Source organism: Bacteroidales bacterium, assembly GCA_013141385.1.
GTDB lineage: Bacteria > Bacteroidota > Bacteroidia > Bacteroidales > Tenuifilaceae > UBA8529.
Map to the genome: position 1 here is coordinate 1 of JABFRB010000021.1, position 13,103 is coordinate 13,103.

The 13,103-nt window shown below is 36.4% G+C and carries 11 protein-coding genes; 9 read left to right on the forward strand and 2 right to left on the reverse strand.

What is annotated here, in order from left to right; translation table 11 throughout:
- Window positions 1–218 precede the first annotated feature (218 nt).
- A complete protein-coding gene (locus HOO91_12975; GenBank protein NOU18462.1) occupies window positions 219–1,310 on the forward strand; it encodes an amidohydrolase family protein in 1,092 nt (363 codons plus the stop codon).
- 5 nt (window positions 1,311–1,315) lie between these two features.
- Here HOO91_12975 and HOO91_12980 read toward each other — a convergent pair whose 3' ends face one another.
- Entirely contained in the window at window positions 1,316–1,705 is a 390-nt protein-coding gene (locus tag HOO91_12980; protein NOU18463.1) for a hypothetical protein, read from the reverse strand.
- Window positions 1,706–1,945: 240 nt separating this feature from the next.
- On the opposite strand from HOO91_12980, the gene HOO91_12985 reads away from it, so the two are divergent.
- The 8 genes from HOO91_12985 (at window position 1,946) to HOO91_13020 (ending at window position 10,317) form a co-directional block, all read left to right on the forward strand.
- Window positions 1,946–2,719 carry a radical SAM protein gene (locus HOO91_12985; GenBank protein ID NOU18464.1) on the forward strand — a complete coding sequence of 258 codons (774 nt, stop codon included), beginning with the start codon at window positions 1,946–1,948 and terminating at the stop codon, window positions 2,717–2,719.
- Between the two features lie 15 nt (window positions 2,720–2,734).
- Window positions 2,735–3,802, forward strand: a complete 1,068-nt coding sequence (locus HOO91_12990; GenBank protein NOU18465.1) for a hypothetical protein — start codon at window positions 2,735–2,737, stop codon at window positions 3,800–3,802.
- Window positions 3,803–4,032: 230 nt separating this feature from the next.
- On the forward strand, window positions 4,033–4,827 hold the full coding sequence (locus HOO91_12995; protein NOU18466.1) for a serine acetyltransferase: 795 nt from the start codon (window positions 4,033–4,035) through the stop codon (window positions 4,825–4,827).
- A 16-nt stretch (window positions 4,828–4,843) separates the two neighbouring features.
- Entirely contained in the window at window positions 4,844–5,755 is a 912-nt protein-coding gene (gene cysK, locus HOO91_13000; GenBank protein NOU18467.1) for a cysteine synthase A, read from the forward strand.
- Between the two features lie 95 nt (window positions 5,756–5,850).
- Window positions 5,851–7,290, forward strand: a complete 1,440-nt coding sequence (locus tag HOO91_13005; protein ID NOU18468.1) for a sodium/proline symporter — start codon at window positions 5,851–5,853, stop codon at window positions 7,288–7,290.
- A 220-nt stretch (window positions 7,291–7,510) separates the two neighbouring features.
- Window positions 7,511–8,065: a hypothetical protein gene (locus HOO91_13010; GenBank protein NOU18469.1), complete on the forward strand. Its 555-nt coding sequence runs from the start codon at window positions 7,511–7,513 to the stop codon at window positions 8,063–8,065.
- A gap of 182 nt (window positions 8,066–8,247) precedes the next feature.
- Entirely contained in the window at window positions 8,248–8,985 is a 738-nt protein-coding gene (locus HOO91_13015; GenBank protein ID NOU18470.1) for a carboxypeptidase regulatory-like domain-containing protein, read from the forward strand.
- Between the two features lie 474 nt (window positions 8,986–9,459).
- Complete coding sequence (locus tag HOO91_13020) at window positions 9,460–10,317, forward strand: tetratricopeptide repeat protein (GenBank protein ID NOU18471.1); 858 nt, start codon at window positions 9,460–9,462, stop codon at window positions 10,315–10,317.
- A gap of 106 nt (window positions 10,318–10,423) precedes the next feature.
- On the opposite strand, the gene HOO91_13025 is transcribed toward HOO91_13020, so the two are convergent.
- Window positions 10,424–13,087, reverse strand: coding sequence for a CHAT domain-containing protein (locus HOO91_13025; GenBank protein NOU18472.1), 2,664 nt, complete (start codon window positions 13,085–13,087; stop codon window positions 10,424–10,426).
- Between the last annotated feature and the right edge of the window lie 16 nt (window positions 13,088–13,103).

Here is a 13,103-nt window from a genome sequence, read left to right on the forward strand (position 1 = left end):
TAGGATCAACAGATCGATACATAAGCAAACCATTTTTCATAAACTTATTGTTCGAATGGTTGAAGGTGATCCCATTACATATCAGAATGTTAAAATTAGTGCTTAAATAAACACCTCAAAAAAATTATATGCATCGCTTTTCTTCAAATTATGTATTTCCTGTTTATAGCAAACCAATTAAAAATGGGGTTATTTGCTTGGACAACAATAATTCTATTATGGAAATTATTGATCCGGGTGAATGTGTTAAAGAATTAGCATCAATGGAGTTTCACAATGGGGTTATTGTGCCGGGGTTTATTAACACGCATTGCCATTTAGAATTATCTCACCTTAAAGGGAAACTTCAACAATCACATGGAATTGCTGAGTTTGTTACTCAAATTCGTAATAATCGAAAAGCAGATGAATTAGAGATAGCAGATGGTATTAAAAGTGCCCTTTCATCACTTAAATCACATGGAATAGTTGCTGTAGGGGACATCTGCAACACTTCCGATACAATACACCAAAAGCAGGAATCTGATATTCTATTTCATAGTTTCGTTGAACTATTTGGTTTAAATCCATCTGATTCTGAGGAAAGATTTAAATCATCGATGGAATTATTGAATAAATTTCAATTGAGCAATTGCGGTAAATCTTCATTAACCCCCCACTCTACATATTCTATTTCAATAGAACTTTGGGCGTTGATAAAAGATGAGTTAAATAAAAACCAACCAATTGTCAGCATTCATTATGGGGAAAGTTTACAGGAGTATGCGCTTTTAAAGAATCACTCAGGATTACTCGCAGACAATTTTAAGAAACTAGGAATCCCAATTAATCTTTCCGAATTTAATAGCCCACAGGAAGTTGTTAAACAATTTATTCCCGCAAACTCAAAAGTTCTTTTTGTACACAATACCTTTGCATCAAGTGCTGAGATTAAAGAACTAGCTTCGCATTACAAGGAATCGTTCTTTGTTCTTTGCCCCTCATCAAATCTGTTTATTGAGGGTATGTTGCCAGATGCACCTATGATTGCTCATGCAGGAGTTGATGTAACCCTAGGAACAGATAGCTATGCTAGCACCGATACTATTTCCATATTTGATCAGATGATGATTCTGCTTGATAGGTTTCCAACACTTTCCTTCAATGATGTTCTCAATTGGGCAACCTTAAGCGGAGCAAGGGCTCTAAACCTTGATTCTCAGGTTGGATCATTGGAAATTGGAAAGAAACCGGGATTGAATCTTATTACAAACTTTGATTTTTCTCTGATGAGACCTACCCCAAAAAGCAAAGTGAAACGCTTGGTTTAATTTGATTATTTCTTTTGGTTAAGATAATCCACCACATCCTTATTATAGTTTGACGAATGGTTCTGAAGCCATTCTCCTATGAAGATATCAAGCTCCCTAAGTGTATTATCAACATTACTTTCGTAGTTATCCATTAACCGTTCAATGCCTTTGATAAAGTCAAAATGGCTGGTTTTATGATTATCAAAATTGGGATAATTTTTACTCTTTAAATAAAGTTCTTCTTTGATTAAGTGGTTTTCAAAAAAATATGATAATGCAAAGAAAATATCTGCCAAATCATCCTTGCATGCACCTTTCTCTTTAAGATTATTGATGTGTTTTTGGATTTCGGTCAATTTATCATGACTTTCGTCAATTATAGATATACTGGTATGTCTGTAATTTTCAGGCATAGATTTATGGGTTTAATTCTCCTTAGAAATTCAGTTCGCAATTATCAAATAAATTTAATCCAAATAGAAATAAAAATCCATGACATATGTCATTTAACAACCTGATATTCAAACAGGAATATTGCTTCTTAAATTTTTCTACCTTTGCCAAAGTATTTTATACCATTCATTTATTATAACACCTTGAATCTTAAGGAATAGTGAAACGAATAACAAGCAACCTATAATCAACAACTTTTTATGCCAACATTCCTTTTCGATAGTTTTGTTTTTGGCCCTATTCGTAGCCGAAGGCTTGGAGTTTCTCTAGGAATTAATCTTCTACCTATAAATTCTAAAATTTGTTCTTTCGACTGTATCTACTGCGAATGTGGCTGGACAAATAAGAAAGAGAAAGGCAGAATGCCCTCAAGAGAGGAAGTAAAGAAATATCTTGATGAGAAATTACTAGAAATGCAAAAAAAAGGAGATGCTCTGGATGTTATAACCTTTGCGGGGAATGGAGAACCTACTCTTCATCCAGATTTTTCTGGAATTATTGATGATACTATCGAATTGAGGAATAGATACTTTCCCTACGCTCGAATTGCAGTACTCTCAAACTCTACAATGCTTACTAAAAATGAGGTTATAAATGCGCTTAAAAAGGTTGACCAGAATATACTAAAACTTGATTCTGTATTCGATTCAACTATAAAATTACTTAATCAACCTCAAGTAAAATTCTCTGCCGAGGAGTTAGTTAAAAATCTTAAATCTTTTGAAGGAAATCTTATTGTGCAAACTTTGTTCCTACGAGGTGTTTATGAAGGAAAAATCGTTGATAATACCACAAAGGAGGAAGTTGATGGTTGGGTTGAACAAATAAAGGCGGTAAAACCCAAAGAAGTAATGGTTTATACAATTGCGCGCGATACTCCTGCCACTGGCCTTGAAAAAATCTCACTAAAAGAATTGAAAGCTATTGCTGCAAAGATAGAGGCGTTGGGAATACCCGTTCAGGTATCTGCTTAAATGGATGATGTGAATATGAATAGGGTTCTGGTTTGCCCTCTTGGATGGGGTCTTGGGCATGCAAGTCGCTTGATTCCGATTATCGCCAGATTTCAACAATCCGGTTTTGAAGTAATTGCTGCTGGAGATGATTTGCAAATGCAATATATTGCCAACAAATTTCCAAATATCAAAATATTACACCTCCCCTCTTTTAAAGTAAAATTAGCAAAGGGTTCAAATCAACTGTTCCCAATACTAAGAATTGCATTAATCCTTCCATATCATATTATAAAAGAGCATTATGCAGTAAAAAAAATTGTCCGAGATTATCAAATTAGAATAATTATCTCCGATAACCGTTATGGGTTGTGGTGTAAAGGAATTAAATCGATACTTGTTTCCCATCAATTAAGAGTGCTATTTCCAAAGCCGTTTCGATTCTTAGAGCCAATTGGTGCTTGGTTCATTCGGTTAATCGCAAAGAAATTCACCTACTGTTGGATTCCTGATTATCCGGGTAAGAATAATCTAGCAGGAAATCTCACACATCCAATCAAACTTCCATCGAATGCAAGGTATATTGGGTTGATTTCTCGATTTCAGAGAGTCAGGGTTGATTTAGATTCTCCTAAATGGGATCTGGTTGGGATTGCCTCGGGGCCATCACCACAAAGAGAGATTTTCATTGAATTAATAGGCAAGTTATCAAAGCGACATAATCTTAAAACCATTGTCATTAAAGGAAATCCAAAGGAAGGCATCAATATCTTTAAAGATAAAGGTATTTATTATGCTGGTCATTTAAATGATGTTAATTTTGCTAATACTGTATTATCAACTAAATATTTGATAACCAGATCTGGGTATAGCACAATTATGGATTTAGTCGCTCTTGGTGTAAATGGATTAATTGTTCCTACACCGGGGCAAACCGAACAGGAATATCTTGCTGAATATCTATCACGTAAGAGATTATTCATATCCTGTAAGCAATGTGATATAGAAAAAGTTGATATTTCAATTGCGCAAATAATACATATACCCATCAATAATTCAAAAGAACTCTTCGAAAATGTTTTTTTCGAATTAATTGCTCAATAGAAATTTGTTTTTAAGAATTAATCCTATATTTGATAATCTAAAACGGTTCTAAATAGTGCAGCTAAATAGTTCGAATATTATCTCTTGTTGTTGTTGGATAATTCACCAACAGGAAGGGTTATATTCAGTTTTTGCATGATAATATTTATAAAATCACACAAACCCTTCCGAATCACGGAGGGGTTTTTTGTTTTGAGGCAAATTAAGTAAGTTCTAATAACAAAAAGGTTATGGTTGAAAAATTAATCAGAATGGCAAGTCCTGTAAATTCAAGTGAATTTCCAGTTAAAGCAGATGTGATCTCGTTTACCCAAAATTTAGCGATATCGCTTTTCCCAATTATAGAAGGATCAAGAACAACACCACCAAGCTATAGGAAACTAAAGAAGAAGTTTAAACGAATAGTAAAGCCAGTATGCAAAGAGCATCATTTAAAAAATGATGAGTTGGTAGATTCTTTTTTTGGCAAGCTGAAGGAGATAAAACAGCAACTTGATATTGATGCCAAGTTTTTAGCCGCCAACGATCCCGCTGCAAGCGGTGTTGATGAGGTAATAATGGCTTACCCTGGGTTTTATGCAATACTGGTATATAGAATTGCCCATTGCCTTGCAGAAATTGGAATTCCTATAATTCCACGAATCATGTCCGAGCATGCTCATTCACATACAGGAATTGATATTCACCCAAAGGCCAAAATAGAATCAGAGTTTTTTATCGATCACGGAACGGGTATAGTTATTGGGGAAACAACCGTAATAGGGAAAAGAGTGAAAATCTATCAAGGTGTAACCTTAGGAGCACTTAGCGTTAGCAAGGATAAAGCATCAACCAAGCGACATCCAACAATTGAGGATGATGTTATTATTTATGCAGGAAGTACAATACTTGGAGGCGAAACGGTTATTGGTCATGATAGCGTAATTGGAGGGAATGTTTGGCTCACCGAAAGTATTCCTGCATTTTCTATGGTATATCATGAGAGTAAAGTTGTTATCAAGGAAAGAAAAAATAATAATAAATAATTAAAATAAGATAGACATGAAAGCAAATTCAATTTTAGAATCCATTGGCAAAACACCGCATGTTCGGTTAGCCAAACTATTTCCAAACCATGAAGTTTGGGTAAAAGATGAGCGTCGAAATCCCGGGGGAAGCATAAAAGATCGAATTGCACTTGCAATGGTTGAAGATGCAGAAAAGGCAGGGTTATTAAAATCAGACGGCGTTATTGTTGAACCAACGTCTGGCAATACTGGGATAGGATTAGCAATAGTTGGTGCGGTAAAAGGTTATCGGGTGATTTTTACTATGCCAGAATCAATGTCGATAGAGCGACGAAAACTGCTTAAGGCTTATGGGGCAGAACTTGTTTTAACCCCAAGAGAAAAGGGAATGAAGGGAGCTGTGGAGCAAGCGAAGGAAATAGTTTCAAACACTCCTAACTCATGGATGCCAATGCAATTTGAAAATGCATCAAATCCCGCTATTCATTACAGAGCTACTGCAAAGGAGATATTTGAAGATTTCCCAAAGGGGTTTGATTATTTAGTTTGTGGTGTTGGAACTGGTGGGCATATAAGCGGGGTTGGGAAAGCACTAAAAGAACTATTCCCAAAAATCAAAATTATTGCCGTTGAACCTGCAGATTCACCCGTGTTAAGCGGAGGGCAGCCTGGTCCGCACCCAATTCAGGGAATTGGCGCAGGTTTTATCCCAAAAAATTATTCTGCTGAACTTGTAGATCAGATTGTGACAATTAGCAAACAAGAGGCTTTTGAGATGATAAACTTGTCGGCAAAAGTTGAGGGTATGCTCGCTGGTATATCAAGCAACGCAAATCTGGCTGCTTTAAAAAAGATATTAAATCAAATACCAAAAAACAGCAAAGTCTTAACCTTCGCTTACGATAGCGGTGAAAGGTATCTTAGCGTTGATGGGATTTGGGAATAGCAGGTTATTTCTATGATGTTATCTAACCTTTATCTTTAATTATTTTTTCCTAGAGTTTTATATCTTAGCAATATCAAACTCAAAATTTTTACGCTATGATAACAGTATTTGTCCTTTATCTTGTACTGGTTGTTGGTATTGCAATTTGGTCAGCACTTCGCGCTAAGACCCATGAAGATTATGTTATTGGTGGAAAAAAGATAGGTGGCGTTTCCTTAGCACTTTCTGAGCGTGCTACAGGAGAATCTGCATGGCTCATCCTTGGTTTAACTGGCTATGCATTTACCAATGGAATAAGCGCAATTTGGGTGGCATTGGGATGTGTAATTGGTATTCTATTTATCTGGCTGGTAATGGCAAATCCTCTCCGTTTAGCCACGGAAAAAACAGGAGCGATGACCATTCCAAGCTTACTTGCTCGTAGATTTCCTGGTACAGAGAAACCAATAGGTATACTATCATCATTAATTGTTGTGTTTTTTTTCCTTTTCTATATAGCGGCTCAGTTCAGCGGGGCTGGAAAGGTATTTCACGATACCTTTGGGTTAACTCCATTCTGGGGAATGGTTGTTGGGGCAGGGATTGTCACCCTCTATACAGTACTTGGCGGATTCATCACAGTTGTTGCAACGGATGTATTTCAGGCTGTTTTGATGATATTCACGCTTATTGTAATGCCAATTGTTTTACTATTAATTCTTGCATCTAACAATATTAGTTTGGCCTCAAAATTAACAGAGGCTGGTGCACAAATGACCTCCTTAACTGGCGGAGCAACAGGAACCGCTGCACTTCTATTGGTTCTTAATGGGCTTAGTTGGGCTTTGGGTTATACAGGGCAACCACAGCTACTTGCCCGAATGATGGCTCTTCGTAACGCAAAGGATAGCAATACAGCACAATGGGTTGCCACAATATGGACTATTGTTGCCTATGCTGGTGCTATTCTAATTGGTATTGCTGGTTATGCGCTGATTAAAGGCGGTGTAGCGGGTATTGATACCGCCAAAGTGGCTAATGATTCAGAGCAGATTATGCCAGCATTGGTTGTTGGCCTGATGCAACCCATTCTTGCAGGTGTTATGCTTTCAGGTGCAGTATCGGCTATGATGTCTACGGCTTCATCGGAGCTGATTGTTTGCTCCTCATCCATGAGCGAAGATCTTTACTCCAACATAGCTCAGAAACCCATGAAGGGTTCAAAAATGCTACTACTTAATAAATTGCTTACCCTTGGTGTTGGCTTGGTGGCAATAATTATGGTAATATTTATGAAGGATACCGTTTATAGCCTTGTATCCTATGCTTGGGCAGGAATTGGTTCATCATTTGGTCCAGCTTTACTACTTCTTCTTTTCTGGAAACGATTCTCGCGAGCAGGGCTTTACGCTTCTTTAATTTGTGGTACGGTGGGTGCTATTATCTGGAAAACATTACTGATGGAACCCACAGGAATCTCAGAAAGGTTGGGTAGTTTTGTTTTTGCTTTTGTAATGGCGGTGGGGGCTAGCTTGGTATGGCCTGAAAAAAAATAGTCAATACTTTAATAGAAACACCTGATTATAATATTATGGTCAGGTGTTACACCCTATCTACAGTTTATCTTTTCATCTCACCTCTTATCATGCCAAAATGAATGTTAAAGTATGGGGTTATCATTCATATAAGTGAGTTTGGCGTTATTTTGCAATAAATAACTTAATTTGCTTGAATTTTGAAACTGAATTAAGAATTAATAACCTAAAAAGTTAAATTATGAAAATTATTATCAAGACGTTATTGCTAGTATTTGCAACAAATGTAGCATTAGGACAAACGATTAGAATTAAGGAACCTGAATTTGCTAACAATGGAATATATGTCAATGATACAATTGGAGATGGAATTCCTCTAGAAAAACAGAAATATACAATATCTACAAAATCAAATGCGGCATTATATATTCCATTTGCAAACTTAGCCGCTGGAAAAACAAAAACGAAACTTGTATTTCAAGGAAAAGAATCTACTACTAAAATCTCAAGTAAGGAAAAGATTCATTTTATAATCAAAATGACAGATAACTCAAATGACCCAACATCTTTAATAGAGGTGTTTAAATTAACTCAAGAAAAAAATTTGAGAACTTCTATTATGGCTGAGGCGAAAGTAATTGGCGGTGCTGAAACGAAGAATTTAGAAACATTTACATATTCTGCTAAGAAATATGGACAAAGTTCCTATTTGATAGAACTGAATAATTTACCTGTAGGACAATATGGAATTCACATGAGTACGTCAGTTGAATATCTTTTATTTGAAATAAATTAAAAACTATGCACAACACTTAGTTTAGCCTACTGTGGATGATATTGCAGATGCAGAATTATTATTACCTTTAATTTAGTTTTTAACGGCTGATAACTTTACAGTAGTTAACTCCACAGCAGTCAAAATCACGGAATCTTTATGCAGCATAAAACGACGACAAAACAAACGATAATCTTAAAACCATGAAGAATTACTCTCTACTTCTTTTACTTGGATTCCTGATAATCCTAAACTCTTGCGACAAATCAATTAACGGAAAAGTAATTGATAACTTTAATCAACCCGTTGAAGGAGTTAAAATAAAAATAAAAAATAGTGCCTTTGAATCTGTTACAGATAAAAACGGAAATTTCAAAATTGATTTTACCGCAGGGAAGTTTGAAATTGAATTCCAGAAAGAAAATTATATTCTAATTTCGAAGGAACTTGAGATTGCTGAAAATAAGAGTTATCCACTAGGTCAGGTTGATATAATAAGAATACCTAACTCCAAAGGTTTGTTTTTTAAGGGCTCAAATGACTTTATTCAAGTCCCTAACATAACGCTTAATTCAGAAAGAGTAAAAAACCCTTCATTTGGTGAAATTTATACTTTACCATCTGATGATGTATTCACAATAGAAATAGATTCTAATAACACTGTTGGCTTTTTTGAAATTAATGATGTTTCTTCTTTTCTTGTTGAAGCGGAGGGTAGATCTGTTGTTAAAAATATAATTCCTCCTTCATCATTATCTTTTACAAAGTCAATTTATGGAAAACAAATTAAAGAGAAAATAAAGGAATTGAGTTTAGGTATTAATGTTAGAAGTTTTACACCTGAAATAGGAAAGACATATGTTTACATAGATTATAAAGGAGATTATTATTCAAAAGATATTACAAATAATGCATTTGTGTTTAGATTTATTAAGAAATAAAATTTATGCTGCATAATAGTCGCTAAAACCAAACTGGACTGATTTGAAGATACGAAACCATTCTATATTCCTGCTTGTCCTAGATTAGCAAAGCATACTACGTAATTAACCGAACGGAGTAAACTCATCGAACATAAACAGCGGTCACGACCGCACCAATTCAAAATAACAATAAACCCTACGAAAGCAGGGTTTATTCATTAAATCTGTTCATGCTTTGATATGTCACTTGCTACATTACTATTTTAATAATTCCTTGCATACTAAACTTTACTCCTAGATTTTACTTCCCGAACCTCTCAAAATATCTTTTTCCTACACATAAATAATATTTTAGCAAATTAATCTTCTGAAACATTAAATAGGTATTTAATGCTACTTATATTAACAATATAAATTAGTTTGCTTGTTGTTTTAATGTTTTTTATTAATATTGTAATCATTAATATACACCGTACATAAAATATACTATCTATGAATTTAGAGATTAACAGAGATACGATTAAAGCTTTTATACTAAACGAGCTTCCACAGGAAATAATGTCTTTGGTTTCGGATGCAATACTTGAAGATAAGCATATAGCAAAAATCTATGAGGAGGAAAAATTTAATGTTGAAGCAAAGCTATACTATAGTAATTTGCTAAGCCCTGCCGATCAGCTCAAGTTTGAGAAGGAACTATTCAAAAAAATGAACCCTTTTAATGAGGATAACCAGCAGAATGAGAATAACTCTTCGGAGGATATTGGAAAGACTTTTAATGCCTACAAGGCCTCTCAAAGACGGGAATATAAAATCTCTAAAATGTACGCTATTGGTATAAATATTAAATACTGGCTGATTGCCGCTTCCATTACGGTACTGCTTATTGCTGGCGGTGGGGTAGCATACTATTCTCAACCTACCGACACGTTGGAAAACGGGTTGTATGCCAAGTACTATTCTCCGCTTAACGACAAGGATATTTATCTATTAATTAACCATTCTTTGGCTGTTGCCAGAAAAAAGTACATGGAGGGGGAATACATTAATTCCATTATGCTCTTAAAGGACTTGCCATCAACAGTAACCATTGATGCTGAGAAGAACCTATTAATTGGCCTAAATATGATGGAAATTGGCAAGTATAGCATGGCAGCAAACTACCTAGAATTGGCATTTAGCAACCAGAGCGGCTTTGATTACGTTCCACAGACTCAATGGTATTTGGGGCTTTGTTACCTAAAAACGGGAGATAAGGAAAAAGCAATTAATATTTTTAATGCCATAGTAAAGAGTTATGGCTATAACTATAAAGAAGCCAAAAAGATTCTTAAAAAAATCACCAATTAATTTTTGTCCCTAGAAAGCAAGACCTTCCAGTGTCGCCAGACTTGGAAGAGTCTGCAAAGGGACTTAGTTTCTTGTTTTACTCACCACCCTTTTTATCACCCTCCGTTTAATAAGCAAGGAATAAAGCTGAAATTAGGGCAACTACAACAATCCCTCTCTTCAGAAACCAGTAGCTGAATATCTTATTCTGGTTGCCATTTACCACTAAACCCGCCCAAAATCGTGGATGCACATAAACCTGCTTATCATCGTCAAGGTACTTTAGCTTGGCAAGTCTTAGGGCTTCATCCTTCCGCATTCCCTTTAAAAGGTTTAGGTAAAAATCGTTTAGTATTTCGCTTGTTGGTTTATGAGCCGCTGCCCATAGCGACATCACCACCGATTGGCTTCCTGCATACATAAAGCTTCGGCTTATGCTTAGCACACCTTCTCCCTTCGATAACTTTCCTGATCCCGAATAGCACGATGCCAGCACCACCAGCTGGGCGTTCAGCTGCATATTGTAAACCTCCCAAGCATGTAGGTAGCCATTGTCTGCTGAATCAGCAGAAGAAGGCGTTAGGCAGAGGTTGGAGTTTGCGGGGTTAAGGGTATCATCACCACCATGCGCGTAGAAATGGATAATACCGTATCTCTTGCTATACTTCATAAAAGCCTCTTTGGTGGCATTAACCCCTGTTAGCGATTTCCCAAAGGTTAACCGTGCAATCCTTTTTACGCTCTGCAAACCCAGCGGAACATCAACCAGAGAGTCTTTGGAGTTTTTATAATCGGGTGCAATTCCAAGAAAATCGGGGGAGCTTCCATGAACGCTATTTAGGGAATTGCTATACAGCGTGGCGGAATATGCGTAACCTATGGGGTATTTTCTTAGCAAATACGACCCCTTGGAATAATCACGACTATCATCAGTATAGAGTTTGTCTATAAGCGCATCAAAAGCAATAAGGTTCAACCCACCATCGGGGGTTATAAGTAAATTCTTGTTAGTAAGCAGGGATTCAACCGGGTAAATCAGCTTTTTATAGAGGGCATACGCTGCATCCATGTACTTATAATAACCCATTGAGTACTGGTTATGGAAAGTACTCGTTAAAAAGCTAAGGTTTGAGTAAAAGGTAGTATCGGCTTCCTGCCTAACAAGTAAAAACGTATCTTTAGTAATGGCAAAGGTGTACAGTTCTTTATCGCCTAGCACGTATTCAAGTATAGCCTCCTTTTTGCCCATTGACTTTTGGAGTTGAGTAACACTTACAACTTGGTTGCTGTACTTCTGCTTATAGTACTCAGGGTAGCGGCTCTCAAGTCGTTGCATTAGCCCTTCAAGTTTTTGCGAAAGGCTGAACTGCTGCTCGTTCCACACGTCTATTTTGGATCTATTGGGATGTTCCAGCTTGCTTTCATCCTCAACCTGCATTCTAAGGCTGGCAATTTGCTGTTTTATTCTTCTCTCATTCACGCTAATGCTATCGGGTACTCCCGCAATCCCTTTTGCCATCTCATCATTTTTCAGCTCCCTGAGTACGGCGTACTTGCTGTACTCGGCGTATCGAAATGCTATACCCGCATACTTAGAATCGCCAGTAATGTTGTACAACGAGTTGGCAACGCTTACCCCTAGCAGGTAGGTTTCATGCTCCTTTGCTGCCAGCTGCAATTTAGACCCCTCGTACAGGTAACCAGTTCGCAGCCGTTCGGTAAAACTAGTAGCCAGTTCAAGCGTGGCAAGGGCTGCTTTAAGGTTCTGCTCTCTGTTCTCATGTACGGCCAATTTCTCAAAGGCTTTGGCTTTTAGTTTTAAAATGTCTAGCAAATCCATATCGGGGAGTACTTCAACACTTGGATTTGCATATACCGAACTATCGTTAAAACTATAAATCTTTGAGATTAGAGATTTTTGGTAATGTTCTAACGCCTGTTTGAAATCTCCTTTCCGATAGAATAGCTGTCCATTATTCATTAAGCATAAAGAGGTGTACGAATGCTTCCGTCCAAGAGTATTAATCAAGATTTTATATGCTTTGCTGTACAGTGGTTCACTTTTTGTTAACTGCCTAATTTCCGAATAAAAGCAGGCGTAGTTAACATATGCCATCCCTGTCATGTAGTGGCTCGCACCAAACTCTTTGGTATAGCAGTTTACAGCCTTTCTAAAGCAGTAGTCGGCTTTGCCCAAACTATCGAATTTCTGGTAGACCAAACCGCAGTTGAAGTAAGTTACACCCACACCTTCTAAGTGATTCTTTTCAGCAAGCTGGATGCTTTTTAGGTAGTTAACCCTAGCATGACTATAATTCTCCAACTTATAGTAAGAGTAGCCTAGGTTATGGTAAATATCAGTGATATAGCGGTATTTTTTCTCATCATTACTTTTCTCAAGTACCGATAAGGAATTCTCGTAATAGTAAATAGCCTTTGAGTAATCGCCCCTTAAGGAGTAGATATTAGCAATATTATAATTGATTACTGATACATAAAAGATATCAGAAGTATTTTCTATTGCCTTTTTATAGTAATCAATTGCTCTGCTCAGATCACCCTGCTTTTTGTATATCAGCCCTAACCAATTATAAACCTTAAAATATTTAGGGTTTATATCATTAGTTACTTTGCTTTTTAGTAGTAGAATTCTATCGAATTTTTGCACAGCACTACTATAATTCCCAACCTTATAGTAAACGTATGCACTATCATAAACAGAATTTACGTTGCTAGTATCAATAGGTTGTGCTACTCCTAATAGGCTAATGCAAATACATGATAATAGCAAAACAAGAATTTTGGGT

Bases quoted from the DNA above. Each gene is read 5' to 3' on its own strand.
- HOO91_12975 (NOU18462.1), top strand. From the start codon at position 219: ATGGAAATTATTGATCCGGGTGAATGTGTTAAAGAATTAGCATCAATG.
- HOO91_12980 (NOU18463.1), bottom strand. From the start codon at position 1,705: ATGCCTGAAAATTACAGACATACCAGTATATCTATAATTGACGAAAGT.
- HOO91_12985 (NOU18464.1), top strand. From the start codon at position 1,946: ATGCCAACATTCCTTTTCGATAGTTTTGTTTTTGGCCCTATTCGTAGC.
- HOO91_12990 (NOU18465.1), top strand. From the start codon at position 2,735: ATGAATAGGGTTCTGGTTTGCCCTCTTGGATGGGGTCTTGGGCATGCA.
- HOO91_12995 (NOU18466.1), top strand. From the start codon at position 4,033: ATGGTTGAAAAATTAATCAGAATGGCAAGTCCTGTAAATTCAAGTGAA.
- cysK (NOU18467.1), top strand. From the start codon at position 4,844: ATGAAAGCAAATTCAATTTTAGAATCCATTGGCAAAACACCGCATGTT.
- HOO91_13005 (NOU18468.1), top strand. From the start codon at position 5,851: ATGATAACAGTATTTGTCCTTTATCTTGTACTGGTTGTTGGTATTGCA.
- HOO91_13010 (NOU18469.1), top strand. From the start codon at position 7,511: ATGAAAATTATTATCAAGACGTTATTGCTAGTATTTGCAACAAATGTA.
- HOO91_13015 (NOU18470.1), top strand. From the start codon at position 8,248: ATGAAGAATTACTCTCTACTTCTTTTACTTGGATTCCTGATAATCCTA.
- HOO91_13020 (NOU18471.1), top strand. From the start codon at position 9,460: ATGAATTTAGAGATTAACAGAGATACGATTAAAGCTTTTATACTAAAC.